The sequence below is a fragment of the Pedobacter indicus genome (genome assembly GCF_003449035.1).
In the GTDB taxonomy this organism is placed as follows: domain Bacteria; phylum Bacteroidota; class Bacteroidia; order Sphingobacteriales; family Sphingobacteriaceae; genus Albibacterium; species Albibacterium indicum.
Genome location: NZ_QRGB01000001.1, coordinates 2,893,535 through 2,918,445, shown reverse-complemented (window position 1 = coordinate 2,918,445; position 24,911 = coordinate 2,893,535). Strand labels below are relative to the sequence as shown.

General features: G+C 41.6%; 28 protein-coding genes. 14 read left to right on the top strand and 14 right to left on the bottom strand.

Annotated features, from left to right (window positions below; all coding sequences use genetic code 11):
- Positions 1 to 270: 270 nt before the first annotated feature.
- From D3P12_RS12855 to D3P12_RS12845, 3 genes are read right to left on the bottom strand one after another with little or no spacing between them, the layout of a single operon-like run.
- A complete protein-coding gene (locus tag D3P12_RS12855; RefSeq protein WP_118196108.1) occupies positions 271 to 1,044 on the bottom strand; it encodes a nucleotidyl transferase AbiEii/AbiGii toxin family protein in 774 nt (257 codons plus the stop codon).
- A complete protein-coding gene (locus tag D3P12_RS12850) occupies positions 1,044 to 1,328 on the bottom strand; it encodes a DUF6922 domain-containing protein (protein WP_118196106.1) in 285 nt (94 codons plus the stop codon). The genes D3P12_RS12855 and D3P12_RS12850 overlap by 1 nt, the downstream gene beginning before the upstream one ends.
- Positions 1,329 to 1,380: 52 nt before the next feature.
- Positions 1,381 to 1,914, bottom strand: a complete 534-nt coding sequence (locus D3P12_RS12845; RefSeq protein ID WP_118196104.1) for an RNA methyltransferase — start codon at positions 1,912 to 1,914, stop codon at positions 1,381 to 1,383.
- A gap of 119 nt (positions 1,915 to 2,033) precedes the next feature.
- Here D3P12_RS12845 and guaB point away from each other — a divergent pair, with 119 nt between their 5' ends.
- From guaB to D3P12_RS12790, 11 genes are all read left to right on the top strand, one after another.
- The gene (gene guaB / locus D3P12_RS12840; RefSeq protein ID WP_118196102.1) at positions 2,034 to 3,503 is read left to right on the top strand and encodes an IMP dehydrogenase; all 1,470 of its coding nucleotides are present in this window, start codon (positions 2,034 to 2,036) and stop codon (positions 3,501 to 3,503) included.
- 36 nt (positions 3,504 to 3,539) lie between these two features.
- Entirely contained in the window at positions 3,540 to 5,168 is a 1,629-nt protein-coding gene (locus D3P12_RS12835; protein ID WP_118196100.1) for an acyl-CoA carboxylase subunit beta, read from the top strand.
- 95 nt (positions 5,169 to 5,263) lie between these two features.
- Entirely contained in the window at positions 5,264 to 6,235 is a 972-nt protein-coding gene (gene trxB, locus D3P12_RS12830) for a thioredoxin-disulfide reductase (protein ID WP_118196098.1), read from the top strand.
- A gap of 5 nt (positions 6,236 to 6,240) precedes the next feature.
- Positions 6,241 to 6,726 carry a GAF domain-containing protein gene (locus D3P12_RS12825; protein WP_118196097.1) on the top strand — a complete coding sequence of 162 codons (486 nt, stop codon included), beginning with the start codon at positions 6,241 to 6,243 and terminating at the stop codon, positions 6,724 to 6,726.
- Between the two features lie 3 nt (positions 6,727 to 6,729).
- On the top strand, positions 6,730 to 7,626 hold the full coding sequence (locus D3P12_RS12820; RefSeq protein WP_317124658.1) for a histone deacetylase family protein: 897 nt from the start codon (positions 6,730 to 6,732) through the stop codon (positions 7,624 to 7,626).
- Positions 7,627 to 7,706: 80 nt separating this feature from the next.
- Complete coding sequence (locus D3P12_RS12815; protein WP_118196094.1) at positions 7,707 to 7,955, top strand: type B 50S ribosomal protein L31; 249 nt, start codon at positions 7,707 to 7,709, stop codon at positions 7,953 to 7,955.
- A gap of 93 nt (positions 7,956 to 8,048) precedes the next feature.
- Positions 8,049 to 9,254 carry a putative sugar nucleotidyl transferase gene (locus D3P12_RS12810; RefSeq protein ID WP_118196092.1) on the top strand — a complete coding sequence of 402 codons (1,206 nt, stop codon included), beginning with the start codon at positions 8,049 to 8,051 and terminating at the stop codon, positions 9,252 to 9,254.
- Between the two features lie 12 nt (positions 9,255 to 9,266).
- The gene (tpiA, locus tag D3P12_RS12805) at positions 9,267 to 10,034 is read left to right on the top strand and encodes a triose-phosphate isomerase (RefSeq protein ID WP_118196090.1); all 768 of its coding nucleotides are present in this window, start codon (positions 9,267 to 9,269) and stop codon (positions 10,032 to 10,034) included.
- A gap of 11 nt (positions 10,035 to 10,045) precedes the next feature.
- Positions 10,046 to 10,897, top strand: coding sequence for a 50S ribosomal protein L11 methyltransferase (prmA, locus tag D3P12_RS12800; RefSeq protein ID WP_118196088.1), 852 nt, complete (start codon positions 10,046 to 10,048; stop codon positions 10,895 to 10,897).
- A gap of 2 nt (positions 10,898 to 10,899) precedes the next feature.
- Positions 10,900 to 12,258 (top strand): UDP-N-acetylmuramate--L-alanine ligase, encoded by a 1,359-nt coding sequence (locus tag D3P12_RS12795; protein WP_118196086.1) that lies wholly within the window; start codon positions 10,900 to 10,902, stop codon positions 12,256 to 12,258.
- Between the two features lie 63 nt (positions 12,259 to 12,321).
- Positions 12,322 to 12,657 (top strand): helix-turn-helix domain-containing protein, encoded by a 336-nt coding sequence (locus D3P12_RS12790; RefSeq protein ID WP_118196083.1) that lies wholly within the window; start codon positions 12,322 to 12,324, stop codon positions 12,655 to 12,657.
- A gap of 76 nt (positions 12,658 to 12,733) precedes the next feature.
- Here D3P12_RS12790 and D3P12_RS15385 read toward each other — a convergent pair whose 3' ends face one another.
- The 3 genes from D3P12_RS15385 to mqnC all read right to left on the bottom strand — a co-directional run bounded on the left by D3P12_RS15385 (position 12,734) and on the right by mqnC (position 14,737).
- Positions 12,734 to 12,901, bottom strand: a complete 168-nt coding sequence (locus D3P12_RS15385; RefSeq protein ID WP_157970345.1) for a hypothetical protein — start codon at positions 12,899 to 12,901, stop codon at positions 12,734 to 12,736.
- Positions 12,902 to 13,020: 119 nt separating this feature from the next.
- Complete coding sequence (gene scpB / locus D3P12_RS12785) at positions 13,021 to 13,584, bottom strand: SMC-Scp complex subunit ScpB (RefSeq protein WP_118196081.1); 564 nt, start codon at positions 13,582 to 13,584, stop codon at positions 13,021 to 13,023.
- 28 nt (positions 13,585 to 13,612) lie between these two features.
- The gene (gene mqnC / locus D3P12_RS12780) at positions 13,613 to 14,737 is read right to left on the bottom strand and encodes a cyclic dehypoxanthinyl futalosine synthase (RefSeq protein WP_118196079.1); all 1,125 of its coding nucleotides are present in this window, start codon (positions 14,735 to 14,737) and stop codon (positions 13,613 to 13,615) included.
- Between the two features lie 62 nt (positions 14,738 to 14,799).
- Here mqnC and mtaB point away from each other — a divergent pair, with 62 nt between their 5' ends.
- From mtaB to D3P12_RS12765, 3 genes are all read left to right on the top strand, one after another.
- Complete coding sequence (gene mtaB, locus D3P12_RS12775; RefSeq protein WP_118196078.1) at positions 14,800 to 16,119, top strand: tRNA (N(6)-L-threonylcarbamoyladenosine(37)-C(2))-methylthiotransferase MtaB; 1,320 nt, start codon at positions 14,800 to 14,802, stop codon at positions 16,117 to 16,119.
- Positions 16,120 to 16,121: 2 nt separating this feature from the next.
- Positions 16,122 to 16,697: a C40 family peptidase gene (locus D3P12_RS12770; protein WP_118196076.1), complete on the top strand. Its 576-nt coding sequence runs from the start codon at positions 16,122 to 16,124 to the stop codon at positions 16,695 to 16,697.
- 176 nt (positions 16,698 to 16,873) lie between these two features.
- Positions 16,874 to 17,869, top strand: coding sequence for a 3'-5' exonuclease (locus D3P12_RS12765; protein WP_118196074.1), 996 nt, complete (start codon positions 16,874 to 16,876; stop codon positions 17,867 to 17,869).
- Between the two features lie 9 nt (positions 17,870 to 17,878).
- Here the strand turns inward: D3P12_RS12765 and queG are convergent, their stop codons facing one another.
- From queG to ccoS, 8 genes are all read right to left on the bottom strand, one after another.
- Entirely contained in the window at positions 17,879 to 18,820 is a 942-nt protein-coding gene (gene queG / locus D3P12_RS12760; protein ID WP_118196072.1) for a tRNA epoxyqueuosine(34) reductase QueG, read from the bottom strand.
- Positions 18,821 to 18,837: 17 nt separating this feature from the next.
- Positions 18,838 to 19,530 (bottom strand): sulfite exporter TauE/SafE family protein, encoded by a 693-nt coding sequence (locus D3P12_RS12755; protein ID WP_118196070.1) that lies wholly within the window; start codon positions 19,528 to 19,530, stop codon positions 18,838 to 18,840.
- A complete protein-coding gene (locus D3P12_RS12750; protein ID WP_118196069.1) occupies positions 19,527 to 19,955 on the bottom strand; it encodes a FixH family protein in 429 nt (142 codons plus the stop codon). The genes D3P12_RS12755 and D3P12_RS12750 overlap by 4 nt, the downstream gene beginning before the upstream one ends.
- A gap of 2 nt (positions 19,956 to 19,957) precedes the next feature.
- The gene (gene ccoG / locus D3P12_RS12745) at positions 19,958 to 21,337 is read right to left on the bottom strand and encodes a cytochrome c oxidase accessory protein CcoG (protein WP_118196067.1); all 1,380 of its coding nucleotides are present in this window, start codon (positions 21,335 to 21,337) and stop codon (positions 19,958 to 19,960) included.
- A gap of 39 nt (positions 21,338 to 21,376) precedes the next feature.
- Positions 21,377 to 22,303: a cbb3-type cytochrome c oxidase N-terminal domain-containing protein gene (locus D3P12_RS12740; RefSeq protein ID WP_118196065.1), complete on the bottom strand. Its 927-nt coding sequence runs from the start codon at positions 22,301 to 22,303 to the stop codon at positions 21,377 to 21,379.
- 5 nt (positions 22,304 to 22,308) lie between these two features.
- Positions 22,309 to 22,494, bottom strand: coding sequence for a hypothetical protein (locus D3P12_RS15450; protein ID WP_118196063.1), 186 nt, complete (start codon positions 22,492 to 22,494; stop codon positions 22,309 to 22,311).
- Between the two features lie 17 nt (positions 22,495 to 22,511).
- Positions 22,512 to 24,641, bottom strand: a complete 2,130-nt coding sequence (ccoN, locus tag D3P12_RS12730; RefSeq protein WP_118196061.1) for a cytochrome-c oxidase, cbb3-type subunit I — start codon at positions 24,639 to 24,641, stop codon at positions 22,512 to 22,514.
- Positions 24,642 to 24,724: 83 nt separating this feature from the next.
- Positions 24,725 to 24,910, bottom strand: coding sequence for a cbb3-type cytochrome oxidase assembly protein CcoS (ccoS, locus tag D3P12_RS12725; RefSeq protein ID WP_118196059.1), 186 nt, complete (start codon positions 24,908 to 24,910; stop codon positions 24,725 to 24,727).
- Between the last annotated feature and the right edge of the window lies 1 nt (position 24,911).

The following is a 24,911-nucleotide window of genomic DNA, read 5'->3' as shown; positions in this document are numbered from 1 at the left end:
AGTATAATCTTTTAAGAAACATTATTAACTTGTTCGAGAAGAACGTTGGTCAAACAGTCCTTAAACAGTCCTCTAACTGTGGTCAACCTGTGGTAAAAGGACTGTTTAACCACTGTTTTAGGAGGGTTTTTCCACTGTTTATTAGAAAGAAGAGCATAATAAGGCTGGGGCAATTTATCATTGGTTAATTTTTTTAACATTTTAGAATCTGGAGCTATCAACGCTGAATACAACGCAGATACTTAATAGATGGTATATCTAAATAAAATTCTATTCTTCCACATCTGATGGGGACGGGCCTGGGAATTCTATATTTAATTCGTGGAAGAGAGTTCGAACCTTTTTTCGCCAACTTGATCGAGCAACTGGCCAACTTTTTTGATCTTTTAGAATATCAACTCTGTTTTGTGAATGGTGAGGCCTTGATTTTCTACCGTGTATATTTCCGTCGTCAAACTTCAATAAAGTCAGAGGTTGATCTATTGGATTGGTTTCTCCATCGAGATCAAAAATGGTGCAATGCTCCTTTGCTGAAAATAGAGAACGTTTTCGTTCGAGCTGCTCAAAAAGGTATATCAATGGGAATTTTTCAGAAAGGAGGTCAAGATCATAAATATCTTTTTCAGTGGCGCGGTTTGCAGCGGACATCATCTTAAATAATGCGATATCCAGTTCCGAAACGAGTTTGATACCATCTATATTTTCGATGGCATCGAGCATTTTCATATTTTGAAGAACCTCTACCTTAATTGTTTCTCCTTCGCATACAATAAAAAAACGAAGAAAGATATATTGGTCATCGATATCGCATGGAAATTGGAGGCCAAATATGCGTGCGCTATAAAAGTTCTGGACCTCGTCTTTAATTCGGTCATAACCTGCTTTTCCGATAATATGAGGGAAAAAGATATCAATGTCGGTAGATATTCGATGATTATATCGAATAGCCAGGTTAGTGCCCCCACCTAAAGCAGACCCCTCAAAACTTTCAAAAGATTGTAACTCACGAATAGTCTTTAATAGACCTGGAGCAATAGCGGACATTATTGATAACGTAAAAATTGCTTAACGTGGTAACGACGAGCAACAAGTTTACAGACCTCATTACTAATTCGTTCTTTTGTTTTTTGCAATTCTCTAACAATCTGCATTTTGCTGTAAAGTTTTTCCAAAGGTTGGATATCTTTATCAAAGGTTTCCGCTGTTGTAGCGATTAGCGCTCTAGGGATAATAAAATCTTTGTCGTCCTGAATGTCTAAATTTTTTGGATCGACATCCCAAAATAAGTGTTTGGGAAAGATTTGCGATATATCCTTTATTGTGCTCATTTATACAAATTTACAGCATATTAGAAACAAAAGAAAATAAACCAGTAAAATTTTAGCTCTTGCTAATTTTCGAGTAAAAGTCCCATAAGATAATGCCCGCAGACACAACAACGTTAAGGGAGTGTTTGGTGCCGAATTGGGGGATTTCTATGCAGGTGTCGATCATTTCCATGGCTTCTTCAGAAACACCGTTCACCTCGTTTCCAAGTATTAGCGCATATTTTTGATCGGCGCTGGGATGATATTCGTTGAGATACCTGCTGTTGTCGGCTTGCTCAATCGCAATAATCTGATATTCTTCTGAACGGAGTTGGTTGATAGCGTCCGTTATGTTCTTTTCATATTCCCAGGCGATGGATTGGGTAGCACCCAGTGCAGTTTTTTCGATTTCACGGTGAGGTGGATGACCGGTGATGCCACAGAGTATGATTTTCTCAATGGCGAAACCATCTGCCGTCCTGAATATCGAGCCGACGTTGTGCAGGCTGCGGATATTGTCAAGCAGCAGGGTAATTGGTAATTTCTTCTTACTTTTGAATTCTTCTACGGTCGGACGGTTTAGCTCATCCATCGATAGTTTACGCATGGCGGCAAAGATAAAAAAATATGAAAGTATTTTGACGAAATGGTTCGGAACACTTCTTTTAATTTCCGATTATTCTCAGTAAATTTGCCCGGCAAAAATAAACTCCAAATCGTTTTGCCATGCAGTTAGATCCACAAAAATTCGTAGCAGAAGGCCTTACCTACGACGACGTATTATTAGTACCGGCTTATTCAGAAGTTTTACCACGCGAAGTGGATACCCAAACTTTTCTTACTAAAAAAATTCAGCTTAACATTCCGCTGATATCGGCAGCGATGGATACCATTACCGAGTCGGAACTGGCAATTGCTTTAGCGCAGGCCGGTGGTATCGGTATGTTGCATAAAAATATGTCTATTGAGGCTCAGGCACAAGAGGTTAGGAAGGTAAAACGTTCCGAAAGTGGAATGATCCAAGACCCGGTGGTGTTAAATGAGAAAGCCATTGTGCAGGACGCCTTTAAGATTATGAAAGAAAATAAGATCGGTGGAATTCCGGTTGTTGACGCAAGTAATAAATTGGTAGGTATTGTTACCAACCGCGACCTGCGTTTCCAGAAGAATATGAGTATTCCCATTGTAGACTTAATGACCAAAGATAATTTGGTGGTTGCTCCGGTGGGCACCAATCTGGTACAGGCAGAAGAAATTCTTCAGGATCATAAGATTGAGAAATTACCGGTCGTTGACGAGAATGGTATTTTAAAAGGATTGATCACATTTAAAGATATTCAGAAATTTAAACACTTCCCGAGTGCCGCGAAAGATGAGCACGGTCGCCTACGCGTAGGTGCAGCTGTTGGCGTTACACATGATACACTGGACCGCATAGGGGCCTTGGTGGAAGCAGGTGTTGATGTGGTAACGATCGATACCGCTCACGGTCATTCGAAAGGGGTAATCGATAAATTAAAGGAAGTAAAGGCTAAATTCCCAGACTTGCAGGTTATCGTTGGTAACGTGGCGACTGGTGAGGCCGCAACAGCACTTGCGGATGCAGGGGCAGACGCGGTGAAAGTGGGAATCGGTCCGGGTTCTATCTGTACTACCCGTATCATCGCGGGTGTGGGTGTACCTCAATTGTACGCGGTTTATGAATGCGCGAAGGCTCTGAAAGGCCGCGGTGTTCCCATCATCGCCGATGGTGGAATTAAGCAAACAGGTGATATTGCCAAGGCAATTGCTTCGGGTGCCAGCACGATTATGGCGGGATCGTTATTTGCAGGAGTAGAAGAAGCACCGGGTGAGACGATTATCTACGAAGGACGGAAATTTAAATCCTATCGTGGGATGGGTTCTATCGAGGCGATGGAACAAGGGTCAAAAGATCGGTATTTTCAGGATGTGGAAGATGATATCAAGAAATTAGTACCAGAAGGGATTGTAGGTCGGGTACCATACAAAGGAACTTTGGCTGAAGTGGTTTATCAGTATGTAGGCGGACTGAAAGCCAGTATGGGCTACTGTGGTGCCGGAACAATTGAGAAACTTCAGGAAGCAAAATTTGTGAAGATTACAGGTGCCGGGCTGCGTGAGAGCCATCCGCATAATATTGCGATTACCAAAGAAGCTCCGAATTATAGTCGATAAAGTTCTATTTCTCTAAAAATAGAATTATCTTCGGTCATGAACCTAAAGTTTAATAAGAACGAAGATTTTAATAAACAACAACTTTCCTCTCTTAAGAATACGTTGAAAAAGGTATTCTTAGGAGGAGGGGAGAAATCCGCTGAAAAACAACGGGCAAAAGGGAAAATGCTGGCCCGCGAACGAATCAATTACTTACTGGATGAGGATAAGCCTTGGCTGGAAATTGGAGCCTTGGCGGCTGATGGTATGTACGAGGAACATGGTGGTTGTCCGTCGGCGGGGGTGGTAACGGGGATTGGTTATGTGTCTGGACGCCAGTGTGTGCTGGTCGCCAATGATGCGACTGTCAAAGCGGGGGCTTGGTTTCCGATGACGGCAAAGAAGAATCTCCGCGCACAAGAGATTGCGATGGAAAACCGGTTGCCGATTATCTATCTTGTCGATTCAGCAGGGGTGTTTCTTCCGATGCAGGATGAGATTTTTCCGGATAAAGAGCATTTTGGGCGCATTTTTAGGAACAATGCGAAGATGAGTGCCGAGGGAATTGTGCAGATATCGGCCATTATGGGGTCCTGTGTGGCAGGGGGCGCTTATTTGCCCATCATGAGCGACGAAGCGATGATTGTAGATGGTACGGGTTCGGTGTTTTTAGCAGGTTCTTATTTGGTTAAATCGGCTATCGGAGAGGTGGTTGATAATGAAACATTAGGTGGGGCTACAACGCATTCTGAGATTTCTGGGGTAACCGACTATAAATTTCCGAACGATGCTTCTTGCCTGGATTCCATTAAGAACATCATGAGCATGCTTGGTGCACCGGAATCGGCCGGTTTTGATCGGATTAAGAGTAAAGAACCAAAAGAAAAACCGGAAGATATTTATGGGATCTTGCCTGCATCGCGTGAAGAACCCTATGATATGAAAGAGATTATCCTCCGATTATTAGATGATTCAGATTTTGAAGAATATAAGGCGCTATACGGAAAAACCCTTATCTGCGGATTGGGGCGTATTGACGGTTGGGCGGTGGGAATCGTTGCTAACCAACGAAATATTGTGAAAACGAAAACAGGGGAAATGCAATTCGGCGGTGCTATCTATTCAGATTCGGCAGACAAAGCCACCCGCTTTATAATGAACTGCAACCAAAAGAAAATACCCTTGGTATTCTTGCAGGACGTAACCGGCTTTATGGTAGGCAGTCGCTCGGAAAAAGGCGGTATCATTAAAGACGGTGCAAAGATGGTGAACGCAGTAGCCAATTCTGTTGTGCCGAAATTTACAATCGTGGTGGGTAATTCCTACGGCGCTGGTAACTACGCGATGTGCGGGAAAGCCTATGATCCACGTCTGATCTTTACATGGCCTTCGGCAAAAATTGCCGTTATGGGCGGTGCACAGGCAGCAAAGACTCTATTGCAGATTCGGGCTGCTAAATCTAAGAAAGGGGGCGAAGCGCTCAGTCCGGATCAGGAAGAAGCGATGTTGAACAAGATTAAGGAACGCTACGAGTCGCAAACCAATCCCTATTATGCGGCTGCTAGGTTATGGGTAGATGGAATCATCGATCCGTTAAAAACCAGAGAGGTGATATCTATGGGGATCGAGGCTGCAAATCAGTCGCCCATTACTCAAAAGTTTAACGTGGGGGTCATTCAGACCTAGACCTTTTGATGTGCCCTTTGAAGCATCTTTTGAAGTTTAACCGACAATAGACAGGTTAAATTTTATTACTTTTGTTTTTCATAAAACTATAAATAATGGCTGAAGAAAATATACAAGCAACAGAACATGTGAAATGTTTGATTATTGGTTCTGGACCTGCGGGATATACTGCGGCGATCTATGCTGCGCGAGCTGACCTAAAGCCTGTGCTGTATACGGGAATTGTGATGGGAGGTCAGTTGACTACAACCAATGATGTTGAGAACTATCCGGGTTATCCGGAAGGGATTACAGGACCTCTGATGATGGAAGATTTTAGAAAGCAGGCCGAACGCTTCGGTGCTGATATCCGTTTTGGACATGTGAGTAAGGTGGACTTTAAAGGTTCGGTTCATACGGCGGTAATTGACGGTAATAAAACGATTACAGCGGATACGGTAATCATCGCTACGGGAGCCAGTGCTAAGTGGTTGGGTCTGGAAAGTGAACAAAAATACAATGGCTTTGGTGTGTCTGCATGTGCTGTTTGTGACGGCTTTTTCTTCAAAGGTCAGGAGGTAGCTATCGTAGGTGCCGGGGATACGGCAGCTGAGGAAGCAACTTATCTGGCTAAGCTTTGTAAGAAAGTACATATGCTGGTGCGTCGTGATGAGTTCCGTGCATCGAAGGTGATGCAGCACCGGGTTCTGAATACACCGAATATTGAGATTTATTACCATACAGAAGCTAAAGAGATATTGGGCGACGGACAGAATGTGACTGGTGTCCAAGTGATTAATAACCGGACGAATGAGGAGTCAACGATTGATGTGACTGGTTTTTTTGTTGCTATTGGTCATCAGCCGAATACGGAGCTGTTTATTGATACAATTGATATGGATGCGAACGGTTATTTGATTACAAAGCCTGATAGTACCCAGACTAATATAGAAGGTGTTTTCGCTTGTGGCGATGTTCAGGACCATGTGTACCGTCAGGCTGTAACAGCTGCCGGAACAGGCTGTATGGCCGCATTGGAAGCTGAACGTTACTTAGCCACTAAAGAACATGAATTTGTAGAGGGCTAAGCTTTATGTCTGAAAATTTAATAACTGTTTCAGGTACAAAGGAAGAACAATACCAAAGCCTGCTCCCTCAATTAGAAGCTCTTGTTCAGGGAGAGTCAAATAAGGTAGCCAACATGGCAAATATAGCAGCTGCTCTTAAAACTCAATTTGACTTTTTCTGGGTGGGATTCTATTTGGTGGATACGTCGGATGAGCTTGTCTTAGGCCCGTTTCAAGGGCCGATCGCCTGTACGCGGATTAAGAAAGGGCGGGGCGTTTGTGGTACGGTATGGCAGAACGAGCACAGTTTGGTGGTTCCGGACGTAGATGCTTTTCCTGGACATATTGCTTGTAGCAGCTTGTCGCGTTCCGAGGTAGTGGTTCCTTTGATTGATCAAGGTCGTGTGATCGGTGTCTTGGATGTGGACAGTGACGAACTGAACGATTTTGATGAGGTGGATCAGCGTTATCTGGAACGGATTGTGAGTCTACTTGTTAAAACGGGAACTTAACGCGTGATTGCTTATCATTCTATTTTTGTACATCCTTTGCCGGCGGGGCATCGCTTTCCGATGTTGAAATATGAGTTGATCTACGAACAGTTGCAATATCAGGGGATTGTAGAACCGGCTCAGTTTTTTTCGCCAGACCCGATTGAAAATCAATATGTATTTGCCGCACATGATGAAGCCTATTGGAATAGGGCATTGAGCTTGACGTTAAGTTCAGCCGAAGTCCGCCGTATCGGTTTTCCACTTTCAGCAGAGTTGATTGAGCGTGAACAGCGTATAGCGGAAGGTACCCGGCAAGGAGCCTTGTATGCGTTAGAAGAAGGTTGTGCTTTCAATATTGCTGGAGGAACACATCACGCAGGTTACGATTGGGGTGAGGGGTTTTGCATTTTGAATGATCAGGCTATCGCAGCCAGTTATTTGGTAAACGAAAAGAAATTATCCCGAATATTGATTGTGGATGTAGATGTACACCAAGGGAATGGAACAGCGAATATTTTTGAAGGAGATGATCGTGTTTTCACCTTTTCCATACACTGCGAAAAGAACTTTCCCTTTAGGAAAGAGCGTTCGGACCTCGACGTCGGTTTAGCGGATGGGGTTTCAGATGCGTTGTATCTGAAACAGCTGGAGGAGGCATTGGATCGTCTTTTTGAAGAAGTGAAACCTGAATTTGTGTTTTATCTTTCAGGAGTCGATGTGCTGGCAAGCGATAAATTGGGAAAGTTGAAGTTGACGATGGATGCCTGCAAGAAACGCGACCAAATGGTGCTGGGACGTTGCAAAGAAAAAGGGATACCTGTACAAGTGAGTATGGGCGGAGGGTATTCGGCTGATATACGGTATATCGTGGATGCACATTGTCAAACGTTTAAAGTGGCGGCCGACTTGAATTTTTAACTAAATTTGCGCTACTTTAATATAAAAATAGTATATTTGCGCCCTGATTAGAGATACAACAGTACAAAAATATAAATACAATGAAAAAAGATTTGCACCCAACTAGCTATAGACCAGTAGTTTTTAAAGATATGTCTAATGACTATGCTTTTTTAACCAAGTCTTGCATTGAGACAAAAGAAACTATTGAGTGGGAAGACGGAAACGAATATCCACTAGTTAAATTGGAAATTTCTCATACTTCACACCCGTTTTATACTGGTAAAATGAAGTTGATCGATACAGCAGGACGTATTGATAAATTCCGTAACCGTTACGCAAAAAAATAAGATTTTTAGAATATTTTATAAAAGTCCCGGTAGTATTGCCGGGACTTTTTAATTTTAGGTGTATTTGTACTTTCTAACAAAAAAGTCAAAAATATGCAAATAGTGCTTTATGATCGTGCCGAGTGGAGGGAAAAGCTGTTCCCCCTGAGCCTGACCCGACCAGTTTCTAATCTACGTACAGGGATTTGGACGATCGACGAGAAATGGTCTCGCTATTTGCAGTCTCCTGTTTCTTTTCTCACGGAAGACTATCTGAATAAGAAGTTTCCAATGGACGAACCAATGGGTGAGGTGCTGATTATTCGTGGAAATGTATTGCCAAATAATGAACTTCTGGAGGCGGTGGACCAGCTGAAGATCGGTGAGGGCTTGTGTTCAAATGATACGGTTATTGCGGTAAAACTAACAGCATCTTCGAAGCAAACATTGACTTCGCTGGATTTAGATCGTTTGGATAGTTTTGATATTCAGCTTGTTGATTATGATGGGGAATGGGTGCAAATTCGTTATCCTGAGGATCTCTTTATACAGAACGAAGCAGAACTTAATAAGGATTTTGAGCTGGCAACAAAAGGAAGAATGAGCGCCGATCTGAGTTCGACGAACCGGGTCTTGGGCGACCAGATTTTCGTGGAAGAAGGTGTTCTGGCAGAATGTGCAAATTTTAACACGCTGAAAGGTCCGATTTACCTTGGAAAAGACAGTCAGGTTTGGGAGGGGAGCTCGATTAGAGGGGCTTTTTCTTTGGGAGAGGGGGCGATTGTGAAAATGGGTACGAAAATCTATAGTAATGTCTCGGTGGGGCCGCATTGTAAAGTGGCGGGGGAGTTAAATACAAGTGTTATTTGGGGGAATACAAACAAAGGACATGACGGCTACTTGGGTAGCGCTCTTGTCGGAGAATGGTGTAATCTTGGCGCGGGAACGAGCAACTCCAATATGAAGAATAACAGCAAGAATGTAAAAGTGTATAATTATCAATCTGAAAGTAGGAGGGATACCGGTTTGGGCTTTTGCGGGGTGACGATGGGCGACCATGTACGCTGTGGAATTAATACTTCCTTTAATACGGGTGCCGTTGTGGGCAGTTGTTCAAATATTTTTGGTGGGGGAATGCCGCCAAACTTTATTCCTGATTTTTCGTGGGGAGGGTCAGAAGGGTTTGATGTCTATGATATCGACAAAATGTTTCAGACTTGTGAATTGGTTTTTCAAAGACGTAATAGTAAATTTGACGAAATTGAAAAAAATATCCTGCGGGCGGTTTTTGAATTGACAAAAAAACATCGAAAAAATTAAAAATTATTTAACATGAGAAAGAAAATTGTAGCCGGAAACTGGAAGATGAACCTGGGTTATGAAGAAGGAATCAGTCTGTTTTCTGAAATATTGCACATGGTTGGTGATGAAGCTAGAGGGGATCAACAGGTAATCGTATGTAGTCCTTTTATTCACTTACACCATATTGCCCAGCAGTCGGCAAGTTCTTCTACTGTTTCAGTAGGGGCACAGAATATTAGTCAACATGACGCCGGTGCTTATACGGGTGAGGTTTCGGCCAAGCAGGTAAAATCTACCGGTGCGGAATATGTGATCCTAGGGCACTCGGAACGTCGAGCTTATTTTGGAGAGGACGAGAAGCTATTGGAAATAAAGGTTGATCAGGCTCTTAAAAATGGATTGAAACCAATTTTCTGTATTGGGGAAACTCAGGAAGAACGTGAATCTGATAATTTTTGGGATGTTCTTTCAAAGCAGCTAAAGGAAACGGTGTTTAAATTGTCTGAAGCTGAGTTCAAGCAAATTGTTTTAGCTTATGAACCGGTATGGGCAATTGGGACAGGGCTTACGGCAACGCCGGAGCAGGCTCAGGAAGTACATGCGTTTATCAGAAATGAAATTGCTGATAGTTTTGATCAGGAAACGGCAGACGCTACAACAATTCTTTATGGCGGCAGCTGTAATCCGAAGAATGCACCTGATTTATTCGCACAAGCGGATATTGACGGTGGACTCATTGGTGGGGCATCGTTGAAATCAAGAGATTTCGTTGATATCGTTAAGGTATTGAATCAATAGGGAAAATATAGATGAACTATTTAGAGTTTAATTTCATTTGTAAGCCTTCGAACGACTGGCAACAGGATTTGTTTATCAATGAACTAGCCAATATCGGTTTCGATACGTTCGAGTCGACTGAAACGGGATTTAAAGCTTATACAGCGGAAGCTAACTTCAATCCGGTCGAGTTAGAAACACTTTTGTTGGGTTTGGAAGGCGACTTCGATGTGCACTATGAAATGGCGACAATAGGACATCAAAATTGGAATGAACTGTGGGAGTCTAATTTCCAACCTATCGTTATCCGTGACCAAGTGTATGTGCGGGCTACTTTTCATGAGAAAGCAGCAAACTTTCCTTATGAGATTGTGATTGATCCGAAGATGGCCTTTGGTACGGGGCATCATCAGACAACATCGTTGATGATGGAATGCTTATTGGAAGAGGATGTGAAAGATAAGTTTGTACTGGACATGGGCTGCGGAACAGGGATATTAAGTATCCTTGCTGCAAAACTTTTAGCAAGGGAGGTTGTTTCCATAGACAACGATCCGGTTTGTGTGGAAAGTGCCAATGAGAACTTACAGCTGAACAATGTATTGAACATGAGTGTTTTGGAGGGGTCAAGTGAGACAATCCCAATGCAAAGTTTTGATATTATCTTGGCAAACATCAATCGGAATGTTTTGTTAGAGCAGCTTGAGTATTATGCAGATCGTATTGCGAAGGGTGGAAGCCTGTTCTTGAGCGGCTTTTACAAGGGTGAAGACTTAGAAATGCTCAAAATGGCTGCATCGAAACAAGGTTTTTCTTTTCTTGGACACAAAGAGAAGGAAGACTGGGTTGCAGCTAAATTTATATTTGAAAAAGAAAACGACTAGCTATGCGGGTCCACTTTATTGCGATTGGCGGAAGTATTATGCACTATCTGGCAATAGCATTGGCAAAAAAAGGGTATATCGTAAGCGGTTCGGATGATTATATCTTTGAACCGGCTTATACTAACTTGAAAGCCAATGGTTTACTTCCTAAAGAGAATGGTTGGTTTCCGGAAAAAATAGACGATCAGGTGGATGCTATTATTCTGGGGATGCATGCGAAAGAAGATAATCCGGAGCTTTTACGAGCAAAGGAGCTAGGCTTGACGGTGTATTCTTACCCGGAGTTTATTTACGAGCAATCGGTCAATAAAACTCGGGTGGTGATTGGTGGTAGTTATGGGAAAACCACAATTACCTCAATGATCATGCACGTACTGAAAGAACTTGACCGTGATTTTGATTATGTCGTGGGGGCCAAGTTAGAGGGTTTTGATAATTCTGTGCGGATATCGAAAGATGCTCCGGTTATTATTATCGAGGGTGATGATTATTTGGCTTCAGTAGAAGACCGAAGGCCAAAGTTCCTACTCTACAAAGCGAATATTGGCCTCATCAGTGGTCTGGCGTGGGATCACGTGGATGTTTATCCGACGTTCGACAGTTATCTCCACCAATTTAATCTCTTTATAAAAAGTATCGAACCGAAAGGAACGTTGATTTATAATAAAGAAGATAAGAAAGTTCAGGAATTGGTAGCTGAGGATAGCTCTAACATCAATAAGCATGGTTACCGAACGCCGGAGTTCACCATAAATAAAGGACAGACTTCGGTTACGACTCCACTAGGAGAGGTGCCTTTGCAAGTTTTTGGCCGTCATAATCTTTCTAACCTTGCGGCGGCTTTCACGGTTTGTGAATGGCTTGGAGTAACCCGGCAAGAGTTTTACGATGCAATCCGGTCGTTTAAAGGTGCGGCACGGCGGCTTGAGTTTGTCACAAGCAATAAAGACAGTGTTGTTTATAAAGATTTTGCGTATACACCATCGAAAGTTGCTGCTTCTGTTCAGGCGGTCAAAGAACAATATCCGGAGAAAACCCTGGTTGCTATTCTTGAGATCCCTTTAAACGCCAGCATGAATGAAAATTTTCTTTCTGGATACAAGGATACAATGAATAAGGCAGATTTGCCGGTTATTTTTATTAATCAGGAATCATTCAAACAGAAAAACCTTGAACCTGTCAGCGATTATGTGCTGAGAAAAGCATTTAATAATGAGTATATTAGGTGTTTTAATACAGTTTTGGGACTTAAGGATTATTTAAAAGATATGAGCTCTGAGGGTAAAAACCTCTTGTTTATGAGCTATGGAAACTTCGGAGGAATGAGCGTAATTAATTTTGCCGATGTGTTTATTTCTTAAATTGTTAATTGTATCTTTGACTTAATACCATTAGTTAAAATATTATCCAGTTTATACAGTTTCATGAAGAATCTAGGAAAGAAAATAAGATTATTAAGACACCAAAGAGGATGGAGCCAGGAAGATGTTGCTAAACGTTTAGATATCTCGATTCCAGCCTTTTCAAAGATAGAAACGGGAATTACAGACGTAAATCTCTCTAGATTAGACCAAATTTCTCAATTATTTGATTTGAGCATTGTTGAATTGCTAACATACAACGATGCAGATGATCAGAGAAAATATAACAGTGAATTGGAAACAACGCTGGAAAAGCTGAATGGTCGAGAGGAGGAAATTATTTCTTTGCAAAAGAAAGTCATCGAACTCTATGAGGAGTTAAGAAAAGTACGAGGTTAATATTAAACTTCGCCAATAAATTTTCAGGTAGATTGATACAACATCAATCTACCTATTGGTTTTTAATAAAGATGATTTAATAATCATCATCGTCATCGTCGTAATCGTTCAGCTCATCAAAATCATCGAAGCTATCGAAATCCATATCATCATCAAACTCATCGAATGAGTCTTGTCCTTTCTTTTTCTTGTCGATGCCCTCAGATAGCGAATCTGATTTACGAAGTTTTCCCGGCGTTTTCATAGATTAATCTAAATTTTATCTTTTCCTTTTGTTATTATAAAAGTACAAAGTATTTAAATTAAAATCCTAAATTTTCTTTTGGTTTTTTTTACAAAAGCTTTCCTGACGGTTGATATAGGCTATTCTTCGGAAGATCCGATAAAATTTTCTTCAGAAATAACGTCTTTGAGTTTGGGTAAGTCAGACTTGGAATTGATTCCAAAATAATCCTGGAAAAGAGGGCTTACACCATAAAGCAAGGGTCGGCCGACGCTATCTGCTTTACCCAAAATTGTAATTAATTCTTTCTCCAGGAGCATGCGTACGGAATAGTCGCAATTCACACCACGAATTTGCTCTACCTCAAGTTTGGTAATGGGTTCACGATAAGCAATGATGGCCAAAGTTTCCAAAGCAGCCTGGCTTAACTTCTTTTTAGAACGGTGAATTTGCAGTTGATTAATGACAGGATAATAGGCTGCTTTGCTTAGAAACTGGAAACCGCCATTGATCCGCACAAGTCCGAAAGCGAATTGCTCTTCAGCATATTTTGCTTCTATCGTATCAATATGCTGATCGATTTCCTCGATGGAAAGTTCGCTTTCAAAAGTGAGATTAAGAACTTCTTTAATCTCTTTAGTTGAAATGCTTTGTTCTGAGGCGAATATAAGGGCTTCTATTTGCTGTTCTACCTGCTCGATCATGTATAGATTAAAGAGTTAATACACTATTTTAGTAGTCGATAACCTGTTCTTCCATGTTTTCGGGGATTTCTCTCCACTGATAACGTTGGTTGCGAAGTTGAGGTACAAAGCCAGCATTTTTTATCGCATTTTGGATGCTTTGTGAGGTGAAACGATGAGGTGCACCTGCGGCTGAGACTACATTTTCTTCAATCATAATCGACCCAAAATCATTGGCCCCCGCGTGGAGACAAACCTGACCTGTTTTTTCTCCGACTGTTAACCAGGATGCTTGGATGTTTTTGATGTTGGGGAGCATGATTCGGCTCAGTGCGATCATCCTGATGTATTCATCGCTCGTGACGTTGTTAGAAATGCCCCTTACTTTTTTTAGGAGAGTACCGTCGTCCTGGAATGGCCAGGGGATAAATGCAATAAAGCCGTCAGCATCTGCTGGTTTTTTCGCCTGTACTTCTCGGATCCACACCAAATGCTCAAAACGTTCGTTCAGGGTTTCAATGTGACCGAACATCATGGTTGCTGATGTGGATATATGGAGCTGGTGAGCAGCCTCCATGATGTCCAACCATTCCCGTCCACCACATTTACCTTTTGATATGAGACGCCGTACCCGATCGTTTAAGATCTCGGCGCCGGCACCAGGTAAGGAATCGAGACCAGACTCTTTCAAGGCCTTTAGCACATCGGTATGGCTCATGCCTTCCAATTTACAGATATGAGCTACTTCGGGCGGGCCTAGTGCATGTAGCTTAAGATCTGGATAGAGCTCTTTGAGCTGTTTGAATAGCGTGGTGTAGAAAGATAATCCTAAATCGGGATGATGGCCACCCTGAAGAAGAAGCTGGTCGCCACCATAGCGAAATGTTTCCTCTATTTTTGTCTTATAAGTTTCGATATCGGTAATATAACTCTCTTCGTGACCCGGGCGACGGAAGAAGTTGCAAAATTTGCAATTTGCAATGCAGACATTGGTTGTGTTAACGTTGCGGTCAATTTGCCATGTCACTTTTCCATGAGGTACCTGAATCTTCCGAAGTTCATTTGCTGTGTACATCAGTTCCGCCGTAGAGGCATGATGGTAAAGGTACAATCCCTCATCTAAGGTCAGGAATTGAAAATCAGCAGCTTTCTTGAGTAAATCTTTGGTCTCCATTATTACAAATATACGCAAGTAGCTTAGTTATCCTGAATTAATTCTTATTTTTGCAGCATAATATGACAAAGAAAGTAGCTTTTTATACACTGGGTTGTAAACTGAATTTTTCTGAGACCTCATCGATCGGGCGCCTTTTCCAGGATGCCGGTTATGAGCCTGTTCCGTTTAATGAAAGAGCAGATGTATATGTCATTAATACATGTTCAGTGACAGATCACGCGGATAAAAAATGCCGAAAAGTAGTAAAGGAAGCACTAAAATATTCTCCCGAAGCTTATATCACGATTGTGGGTTGCTATGCGCAGCTAAAGCCTAAGGAGATAGCTGAAATTGAAGGTGTTGATATGGTATTGGGCGCGGCAGAGAAGTTTAATATTATTGAGCATATTAATGAATTAACTAAGCAACCCAAAGCTATTATTCATAATGAGCCCATCGAAACGACTAATGTTTTTGTGCCTGCTTTTTCCATTGGTGATAGAACACGGACCTTTTTAAAGGTTCAGGATGGTTGTGATTATTCATGCACATTTTGTACAATTCCTTTGGCCCGCGGCACCAGCCGTAGTGGTTATATCACAGATATTGTGACCCAGGCTAAAGAGATTGCAGCGTCAGGGATTAAGGAAATTGTGTTAACCGGGGTTAATATCGGGGATTTCGGGCTGCACAATGGTGTGAGGGAAGAGAGTTTTCTGGACTTGGTCCGAGCATTGGATGAAGTGGAAGGTATCAGGCGTTTTCGTATTTCATCGATCGAGCCAAACCTACTATCAAACGACGTAATTAATTTTGTCGCTGCGTCTAAACGTTTTGTTCCTCATTTTCATATGCCTTTGCAATCAGGATCTAATAAGATTTTAGGGAAAATGAGGAGGCGCTATCGAAGAGAGCTGTATGCGGAGCGAGTTAAAACAATTAAGTCGTTGATGCCTGATTGTTGTATTGGGGTAGATGTTATTGTTGGCTTCCCAGGGGAAACGAGAGCGGATTTTTTAGAGACCTATAAGTTCTTAAACGAATTACCGGTTTCTTATCTTCATGTCTTTACTTATTCTGAACGCGAAAATACAATTGCTGCACAAATGGAAGGTTCGGTTCCGGGAAGTAGCCGCTCAGACCGGAGCAAGATGCTTCATATACTTTCGGATAAAAAAAGACGTTTGTTTTATGAAGAGCAGTTGGGTAAAGAAGGTGAGGTGTTATTTGAATCAGACGAGAAAAAAGGTTTGATGCATGGCTTTACACCGAACTACGTGAAGGTTGAGATTCCTTATGATCCATTATTAGTTAACGAAATTGTGGCTGCAAAATTGATCGAGATTAGTGAAAATAACCATGTAAGAGTAGAGCAATTAGCGGAAGAACTACATCATTAGTTATGATTGGAAGACACTTTATAGTAGGTTGCGTCTTGTTTTTGTCTGCAACTATCTTGTCAAGTTGTTTAGCTCGACCTGAACGTGCACGTGCTCCATATCCCACAAATACTTCTGTAAGTAAAAAATCATCTGATAGAAACAGTATACGCTCAGCCAAAAATTTGTCTGAAAAGTACGCAGATATGATTGGCGTTGACGTTGGGGATATCCACAATATTGAGCTATATCAATATATTGATCAGTGGATGGGTATTCCGCACAGACTGGGTGGGCAGGATCGGAGAGGAATTGATTGCTCTGCTTTTGCCAACCAATTGGTTCGCGAAGTATATCGTAAAGACTTGCCGCGTACGGCTGAGGATATGTCTAAAATTGTGAAGCGTAAATACGAAAATCAGCTGAAAGAGGGTGATTTGGTTTTTTTTAAATTTGGGGGAAGAAGGTTTGATCATGTAGGTATTTACTTAGGAAATAGTCGCTTTGTACATGTATCGACCTCAAAGGGTGTAATTATCAGTAATTTAAAAGACCCGTGGTATTACAAGTATTTTTCACGTGCGGGATCCATTTTATAATCTATTAAGAATTGATTTAGTACTTTTGTATTTTATGAAACCTAAGAAAAAGGAAACCATTTGGCAACATCTAATTTTTTACGCTAGTTCTGAGGTGTTGTTATATGCTGTGATGATTATCGGTATTCTACTCGGCATCATAATTCTTGGTTAACCTTTCTTTATTACAAAAAAACATGACTTTAAATTTAAAACGACCATTAGCCATATTTGATCTGGAAACGACGGGTGTTAATGTTGCATCGGATAGGATCGTAGAACTTTGTATCTTGAAAGTGCACCCGGACGGGAGGGAGGAAGTTCGGACAATGCGGATTAACCCAGAGATGCCGATACCTTATGAATCATCCGTTGTTCATGGGATTTATGACGAGGACGTTGCCAATGCGCCGACGTTTAAAGAAGTCGCAAAAGAGTTAGCCGAGTTTTTGGATGACGCGGACTTAGGCGGATTTAATTCAAATAAATTTGATATACCGGTTCTTATGGAAGAGTTTCTGAGAGCAAATGTCGAGTTTTCGATTGAAAATAGATTTTTTGTCGACGTACAGAATATTTTTCACCAGATGGAACAGCGTACATTGAAAGCTGCTTATAAGTTTTATTGTGATAAGGAGCTTGTGGATGCGCATTCAGCCGAAGCGGATGTGAGAGCGACATTTGAGGTGTTAAAAGCTCAGGTACAACGTTATGATGGTCAAGAATGGGCAGATAGAAGTGGAAAGGTTAGTGTACCTGTTGTGAACGATGTGGAAGCTTTGCATAATTTCACAAACTTAAATCGTACGGTAGATTTTGCGGGGCGCTTGGTTTATAATAATGAGAATGTGGAGGTCTTTGGTTTTGGTAAACACAAAGGGAAACCCGTAGCGGAAGTTTTTAAAATTGAGCCTAGTTACTACTCTTGGATGATGAGAGGCGATTTTCCGATGTACACCAAAAAATGCTTGGAACAAATATGGAATCGTAGCAAACAGGAGGCAAAGGATGATGCTGTACGCTCGAGCAGCCGTAAGGAAACTGCTGGTGGCCCGTCAGTCGAGATATCGGCGGATGCTGGTTCTAAAAAAGTAAAAAGAGGCTCGCAGCAAGTGAATGAACGACCAGCTAGGTCAGCTAAGCCAATTACATCTGACATGTTGAAAAGTTTGCAGGAAAGATTTAAGAAATAGGAGACGCTATTATTCCTTATTTAAATTTAAAAAGGATATATTTCTTTTTAAACCGGTGTATTTTGCTCTTTTAACAGCCGATTTCCTGAAGATTTCGTTAAAGGTTTCTTGGGTTATTTCTTCCCACTCTTTCTTATTCATTTCCAGTAGTTTAGAGTGAGGTGAAAATTTGGGTTCTTGGTGTGAAACAGAGAAACGGTTCCATGGACATACGTCCTGACAAATGTCACATCCAAACATCCAATTCTCCATCTTTCCTGAAAACTCGTCTGGTATTTCATCTTTCAACTCTATTGTCAAGTATGAAATGCATCGGCTGGCATCTACTATTTTATTTCCTTGGAGCGCCTCGGTAGGACAGGCATCGATGCATCGGGTGCAGGTTCCACAGTGATCAGTTGCGATATGATGGTCATATTTAAGCTCTAGATCAACGATGAGCTCTGCTAAAAAAAAGAAGGAACCCTGATTTTTGGATAGGAGTAGACTGTGTTTTCCGACCCAACCGAGTCCTGATTTTTCTGCCCAAGCCTTATCTAAAACAGGAGCTGAATCGACAAAAGCACGTCCGCCTACCTCGCCGATGTTCTCTTGAATAAATGAGAGGAGCTCTTTTAACTTGTCTTTTATAACAAAATGATAATCGATTCCATAGGCATATTTGGATATTTTGGGTGCTTCGGGATCACGTTGTTGTTTATCGGTGTAATAATTATAGGATAATGAAATAATTGACTTTGCGCCGTCTACTAATAGTCTCGGATCGAGTCGTTTATCAAAGTGATTCTCCATATAGGAGAGTTTGCCTTGATAGCCTTTCTTAAGCCAGTCTTCCAGATAAGGTGCTTCTTTCTCTAAATAGTCTGCCTTCGATATTCCACAGGAAAGAAATCCTAAGCGTTGTGCTTTTTCTTTGATTAATTTGGTATACCGCTCTGTTTTAGAAGACATGGTACAAAGGTAGGGACTTAGGTACAAGTTACCATGCCTTCGGGGTAAATTAAGGGACTTAGGTATGGGATATCCAGATTGGCACCTCGGAGGATAAACCAACTGCCCATAAGAAGGAAGAGAAAAGGGAGCCAGGATGAAAGGTTAAAAGGAATGTATTTTTTTATGTAAGACCCTGCGATCCCGGTTAGTAACATAAGAGGCAGCGTGCCTAGACCAAAGAGTAGCATAAACTTTCCACCTGCAAGGGTACTTCCCGTGCTCAGCGCCGTGGCAAGAGCCATGTATACCATTCCGCAAGGAAGAAAGCCGTTGAGCATACCTGCGAGAAAGTTGCCACCGGGTCGGTACAGCCAATAACCCATTTTCCGGTAGAGTGGCGCAAAAAACTTTTGTTGTGCTGCTATGAGCCGGTTAGATTGATGCCCTAAAAGAGTAAACAAGCCTATCGTTATTAAAATGCCACCGGTTAGCAGGCTTAGCCCTTGCTGCCAACCTCTGTAATCTGCTCCGACAGAGATGGTGCCGATAATTAGTCCAAAGGCAGCGTATGTCATGATTCTGCCTAGTTGATAAATAACGCGGTTTGTTAGCAATTTAGCGTGGGTTTTACCCGTCGTTGGTAGTGCGAGAAGTAGCGGGCCACACATAGCAACGCAATGGAGGCTGCCTAACAAACCCATAAAGAAAGCTAAATAATCTGCATTCATGGAATATAGATACTTTTATCAAACAACAAAGGCATCCCTTTTTGATTCTTCCAGTCGATTCGTACATTCCAGCGCCCGCTAGTTAGATTGCTGATGGGTAATCTGAAGCTTGTGTTTTCGGTAGAGAACGGGAAATCAATATCCTGATCAGAATCAGACTCTCGGCGCAAAATAATTTTGCCTCTGTTATTTGTTTCTTTAAAGTTGACTACCATGTATCCACTGTCAATTTTCACTGTTGGTTCCAAATTGAGTTGTACTACATTGGTTTTGTAATTGTATGTTGAATCGTATTCAAGTCCCTTTTCGTAATAATCTTCTTCAACAAGGGAATCATGATCATTACTGACCATGTAAATACCGGTTCCGACTGCGATGATGACGAATATTAGTAATGTTAGAAAGATTTTTACGCCCCAATTCATATTTAATTTCCAGGTGGTGATATAAATGTTGTCTTTAAAGTTTCAAGTGTACGCTCGCCCGATATAACTTTAACTCGTACATCCGTCTTATACGTCGAGATATCCTCTGTGTCGCTGATTAAGAAGAAACTAAATTGTGCAGTTTCACTAGGCTTCAATACCTCTCTCGGATTTACCAGCCTGATTGTAAAGTTAGGATCTTCTGTCTCTAATACAAAAGGTAGCTCGGTGTTTGATTTGTTGATCAGTTCTAAGTTATAAAGATTGCTGACTGTACCTTCAGCTTGATTGATTTGATAACTCGTGCCTTTTGCCCTCAACAGTGTTCCCCCCACTTCTGAGCGGGACAGGATAAGCCAACCGAAAATAGCAAGGAGTATAACCAAGACGATTGAGTATGCAATAATACGCGTTGTATTTTTTTCGTTCGTGTTTTCGTCAATTTGTTTAGAAGAGTAAAATCCAATTAAACGTTTCGGCCGGTTTATTTTCTCCATTACGCTATCACAAGCATCAATGCAGGCTGTACAGTTTACACATTCCAACTGCAGTCCGTCCCGTATGTCAATTCCGGTTGGGCATACCTGTACACATAGCGTACAATCGATACAGTCGCCAAGTTCTTGTTGCTCAGATCCCTTTTTTATTTTTCCACGGGGTTCGCCACGTTGATAATTATAGGCTACGACCAGACTTTGGTCATCGAGCAGCACGCCTTGCAGTCTTCCATAAGGGCATATATGCGTACAAACGATTTCCCGGACAAAAGCAAACACGCCGTAAAACAGAAAGGTGAAGACAATCATCGATACAAGTCCGCCGATATGTTGGCTTATTGGTTCGGTAATTATCTCATAAAGTGCGTCAACACCGATAACATAGGCAAGAAATAAATTGGAGATAAAAAAGGAGATAATAAAGTAGATTACGTGCTTTAAGGTTTTTTTAAAGACTTTCTCTGAAGTATTTGGTCCGTTATCTCGTTTTCTTTGTTGATTCGCGTCCCCTTCAATCCAGTATTCAATTTTTCGGAAAATAAGTTCTAAAAATATTGTTTGCGGACATGCCCAGCCACACCACACACGTCCATAGACCACGGTAAACAGTACGATGAATACTAAGCCGATCAGCATTCCGAACACGAAAATATGCAGGTCTTGTGGCCAAAATACGGTACCGAAGATTACGAATTTGCGCTCAATGATATTGAACAAAAGAAAAGGCTCACCATTAATTTTAATAAATGGCATGATTAAGAATACAATAACTAAAAAGTAACCGAACCACTGTCGGTAATTTAAAAGCTTTCCGCTAGGTTTTTTGACATAAAGCGGACGTGGTTTTTTTTCACTTATTGTGGGGTTGTATTCTGAACTTGCCATCACTCTCTTTCCCTTCCTTTATTAATATGTTCCTTAAATTTAAATGGACGTTTCTGGTCCTATTTCTTCAACCTCTGTTGTATTATCGCTATCTGTGCTTGGCGCACTAGTGGCATCGCTCGCCCGACCTTCCATTTTCTCACCTTCTGCGGCTTTCGCATTAGGTGGGTTCGTTCCTACGATAGATACGATATAATTTGCCACCTGAGCAATTTGTACGGGAGTTAAGTTCGCTTCCCAAGGAACCATCCCCTTGTCTGGAACGCCATATTTAATCGTTCTGAAGATATCACCTACTTCACCACCGTGAAGCCAAAAGTCATCAGTGAGGTTCGGTCCAATCATGCCTTCGCCCTGATTACCGTGACACATACCGCAGTTCAATAGATAGATTTCTTGGCCAGCCGCTACAAACTCCGGAGACAGATCAACGGTAACCGAATTTTCATCGATATTGCTACCCGATGCTTCCAAGAAAGCAAGGCGCTCTGCTTCCGCTTGCTCCATTTGTGCAAGGTATTCTTCCTCTTGGTTCATCCCCCATCCAAATACATCATATACCAATAGATATCCTACTGCAAAAACGATGGTTGAATAAAATAGAGCATTAAACCAGAGTGGAGTAGGATTATCCAGCTCCCTGATACCATCGTACTCATGGTCGATCATAATCTCATCCTCAGTCTCCATTGGATTGAGACCCAATACTTTGCTCCACCAAGCTTTTCGCCTTTTCTTTCTCTCTGCTTTAGGAATAACCAATGCAGCCTCTTCAGCTTCAAGCTCTGGCATGGTGACACGAACTAGTGTCTTCAATGATTTCAAAACCGTAATTGCACCCACTAATAGGATAACAAAGAGGATTAAAGTTACAATAATTAAGATGTTGACCGGACTTAGCTCGAATATCGGTTCTAATGCCGCCTCCGTTGCTGCTGCTGTTGAATCTAGAATAATTGTTTTCATAGTTATTATTCTTGCGTGTTAGTGATTTCTTTTTCGCTTTCTTCCAATGGCATTTCACTCATGTGTTTTGAGTAATCTTTCTTCATTCTGATAAGCATAATGCCCACAGCAATAAAGAATATTAGGAAGACCAATAGTGAAAATATTAAATATCTTTCGTCGCCGTTTAAGTCTGTTATCTGTTTAAACATGTTCTTTTGTTTTATTATTAATCTTCTCCTTGATTTTCGTTCGCATTTACTTTAATATCAGTACCTAATCGTTGTAGATAAGCAATCAGTGCGATGATTTCCTTGTCGCTGCTTGTTTGAACTTGATTAGCCTGTAAGTCGGCTGTTATTTCATCAGCCTGTTTTCTTGCTTCATTAATTGAGATATCAGCATAACCATCAGGGTAGGGCACTCCCAAACTTTGCATTGCTTTAATTTTAGCTGGCGTAGAGCCATAGTCCAGGTCTTGTTCCAAAAGCCAAGGGTATGCCGGCATTATACTACCTGGAGATGTGATTGTTGGGTCTAACATATGGTCAAAATGCCATTTGTTGGGATATTTGTTACCGAGTCGATGTAAATCTGGTCCTGTTCGTTTAGAGCCCCATAGATACGGATAGTCATAGACATATTCTCCTGCCTTGCTGTACTCACCATAACGCACAGTTTCCGAACGGAATGGCCTAACCATCTGTGTATGACAGCCCATGCACCCTTCTCGTATGTAGATATCCCGTCCTTGCAACTCAAGCGGAGTATATGGTTTTACACTGGAAATCGTAGGCACGTTGGACGAAATCATAAAGGTAGGCATCATTTCAACCATCCCGCCGATTAGGATGGCGATCAGTGCAAGGACCATAAATAAAGCAGGTTTTCTTTCCAGACGACGGTGAAGGCCGCGTTCTTTTTTAACGACTGGAGCAAGTGGCATAGCTTCAGCTGGCTCGTTAGCAACCAGTTTGCCAGACTTGACAGTCTTAACAATGTTATAGGTCATTAAAATAACACCGCTCAAGTACAATGCACCACCAATTGCGCGGAGCATATACATTGGTAAGATTTGCAATACAGTAGTTAGAAAATTACCATATTGTAGTGTCCCCTCGGGTGTGAATTCTTTCCACATCAAACCCTGTACTACAGCCGCCCAATAAAGTGGGATCGCGTAGAATAAAATACCCAAAGTACCTAGCCAGAAGTGGATAGACGCTAGTTTTACAGAGTATAGTTGTGTTTTATAAATTCTGGGAATTAACCAATATAAAATTGCGAAAACCATGAAACCGTTAAAACCTAAGGCGCCAATGTGTACGTGTGCTACGATCCAATCGGTAAAGTGTGCAATGGCATTGACACTCTTAAGTGAAAGCATGGGGCCTTCGAATGTCGCCATACCGTAGCATGTTAGGGATACGACGAAGAACTTCAGTTTTGGATCTTTTCTTACTTTATCCCACGCACCGCGCAGCGTAAGTAGACCGTTGATCATACCGCCCCAGCTAGGCGCAATGAGCATTACAGAAAAAACAACACCTAAGTTCTGTACCCATTCAGGCAATGCTGTATATAATAAATGGTGAGGACCTGCCCAGATGTAGATGAAGATTAACGACCAGAAGTGGAGGATACTCAACTTGTACGAGTAAACTGGTCGATTGGCCATTTTAGGAAGGAAATAATACATCATTCCCAAGAATGGCGTAGTCAGGAAGAAAGCCACAGCATTGTGACCGTACCACCATTGGACCAATGCATCTTGAATCCCAGCATAGATATAATAGCTCTTCCAGCCACTTACCGGGATCTGAAAAGAGTTAACGATATAAAGCACGGCAATTGTAACGAAGGTTGCGATGTAGAACCAGATCGCAACATACATATGCTGTTCCCGCCTTTTCAAGATCGTACCAAACATATTAATACCGAAAATCACCCATACAACAACGACGGCAATATCAATTGGCCATTCCATTTCGGCATATTCGTGCGATGTAGTAAATCCTAAGGCCAAGGTGATAATGGAAGCGACAATAATAGCTTGCCACCCCCAAAAATGTATTCTACTTAAAAGATCACTAAACATCCGTGTTTTAAGTAATCTTTGCATTGAGTAGTAAACACTCATGAAAATGGCATTACCCACGAAGGCGAAAATAACACCATTTGTATGGATCGGGCGAATCCTGCCGAAGGTAGTATACTGCGTTTCGAAGTTCATGAATGGCCAAAAAAGTTGAATAGCGGCGAGCAATCCGACAGTCATGCCCGTGATACCCCAAACGATGGTAGCCACCGCAAAATTTCTGACGATCTTGTTGTCATAGGAAAACTTTTCTAGTTGCATAGGTGTGTGTTTTGTTTTTTTTGTGTAAAAGTATTGTCAAGTTCTGTTTTTGGTCGTGATATACATTGTTTGATAATGTGATATTAGTCATTCTTTTTATTGTCCTTTTTCACGTCCGGTTCTGGTTCGATTTCATCGTCAAAGAGTATACGTATTGCAGGTGTGTGAGTATCATCATGTTGCCCCGTTTTATTCGCCCAAAAGAAAGCACCTAAGAAAATCAGGGCGATGAGGATACTACATCCTATTAAAAAATAAATTATTGCCATA

What these genes read in the sequence shown, in the direction of transcription:
- D3P12_RS12740 (WP_118196065.1), bottom strand. Translation starts at nt 22,303, where the DNA reads ATGAAAACAATTATTCTAGATTCAACAGCAGCAGCAACGGAGGCGGCA.
- D3P12_RS12765 (WP_118196074.1), top strand. Translation starts at nt 16,874, where the DNA reads ATGACTTTAAATTTAAAACGACCATTAGCCATATTTGATCTGGAAACG.
- mqnC (WP_118196079.1), bottom strand. Translation starts at nt 14,737, where the DNA reads ATGGAGACCAAAGATTTACTCAAGAAAGCTGCTGATTTTCAATTCCTG.
- tpiA (WP_118196090.1), top strand. Translation starts at nt 9,267, where the DNA reads ATGAGAAAGAAAATTGTAGCCGGAAACTGGAAGATGAACCTGGGTTAT.
- D3P12_RS12845 (WP_118196104.1), bottom strand. Translation starts at nt 1,914, where the DNA reads ATGCGTAAACTATCGATGGATGAGCTAAACCGTCCGACCGTAGAAGAA.
- D3P12_RS12790 (WP_118196083.1), top strand. Translation starts at nt 12,322, where the DNA reads ATGAAGAATCTAGGAAAGAAAATAAGATTATTAAGACACCAAAGAGGA.
- D3P12_RS15450 (WP_118196063.1), bottom strand. Translation starts at nt 22,494, where the DNA reads ATGTTTAAACAGATAACAGACTTAAACGGCGACGAAAGATATTTAATA.
- D3P12_RS12855 (WP_118196108.1), bottom strand. Translation starts at nt 1,044, where the DNA reads ATGTCCGCTATTGCTCCAGGTCTATTAAAGACTATTCGTGAGTTACAA.
- D3P12_RS12750 (WP_118196069.1), bottom strand. Translation starts at nt 19,955, where the DNA reads ATGAATTGGGGCGTAAAAATCTTTCTAACATTACTAATATTCGTCATC.
- ccoG (WP_118196067.1), bottom strand. Translation starts at nt 21,337, where the DNA reads ATGGCAAGTTCAGAATACAACCCCACAATAAGTGAAAAAAAACCACGT.
- D3P12_RS12770 (WP_118196076.1), top strand. Translation starts at nt 16,122, where the DNA reads ATGATTGGAAGACACTTTATAGTAGGTTGCGTCTTGTTTTTGTCTGCA.
- D3P12_RS12815 (WP_118196094.1), top strand. Translation starts at nt 7,707, where the DNA reads ATGAAAAAAGATTTGCACCCAACTAGCTATAGACCAGTAGTTTTTAAA.
- D3P12_RS12810 (WP_118196092.1), top strand. Translation starts at nt 8,049, where the DNA reads ATGCAAATAGTGCTTTATGATCGTGCCGAGTGGAGGGAAAAGCTGTTC.
- scpB (WP_118196081.1), bottom strand. Translation starts at nt 13,584, where the DNA reads ATGATCGAGCAGGTAGAACAGCAAATAGAAGCCCTTATATTCGCCTCA.
- mtaB (WP_118196078.1), top strand. Translation starts at nt 14,800, where the DNA reads ATGACAAAGAAAGTAGCTTTTTATACACTGGGTTGTAAACTGAATTTT.
- ccoN (WP_118196061.1), bottom strand. Translation starts at nt 24,641, where the DNA reads ATGCAACTAGAAAAGTTTTCCTATGACAACAAGATCGTCAGAAATTTT.
- queG (WP_118196072.1), bottom strand. Translation starts at nt 18,820, where the DNA reads ATGTCTTCTAAAACAGAGCGGTATACCAAATTAATCAAAGAAAAAGCA.
- D3P12_RS12795 (WP_118196086.1), top strand. Translation starts at nt 10,900, where the DNA reads ATGCGGGTCCACTTTATTGCGATTGGCGGAAGTATTATGCACTATCTG.
- trxB (WP_118196098.1), top strand. Translation starts at nt 5,264, where the DNA reads ATGGCTGAAGAAAATATACAAGCAACAGAACATGTGAAATGTTTGATT.
- D3P12_RS12850 (WP_118196106.1), bottom strand. Translation starts at nt 1,328, where the DNA reads ATGAGCACAATAAAGGATATATCGCAAATCTTTCCCAAACACTTATTT.
- D3P12_RS15385 (WP_157970345.1), bottom strand. Translation starts at nt 12,901, where the DNA reads ATGAAAACGCCGGGAAAACTTCGTAAATCAGATTCGCTATCTGAGGGC.
- D3P12_RS12755 (WP_118196070.1), bottom strand. Translation starts at nt 19,530, where the DNA reads ATGAATGCAGATTATTTAGCTTTCTTTATGGGTTTGTTAGGCAGCCTC.
- D3P12_RS12825 (WP_118196097.1), top strand. Translation starts at nt 6,241, where the DNA reads ATGTCTGAAAATTTAATAACTGTTTCAGGTACAAAGGAAGAACAATAC.
- D3P12_RS12835 (WP_118196100.1), top strand. Translation starts at nt 3,540, where the DNA reads ATGAACCTAAAGTTTAATAAGAACGAAGATTTTAATAAACAACAACTT.
- ccoS (WP_118196059.1), bottom strand. Translation starts at nt 24,910, where the DNA reads ATGGCAATAATTTATTTTTTAATAGGATGTAGTATCCTCATCGCCCTG.
- guaB (WP_118196102.1), top strand. Translation starts at nt 2,034, where the DNA reads ATGCAGTTAGATCCACAAAAATTCGTAGCAGAAGGCCTTACCTACGAC.
- prmA (WP_118196088.1), top strand. Translation starts at nt 10,046, where the DNA reads ATGAACTATTTAGAGTTTAATTTCATTTGTAAGCCTTCGAACGACTGG.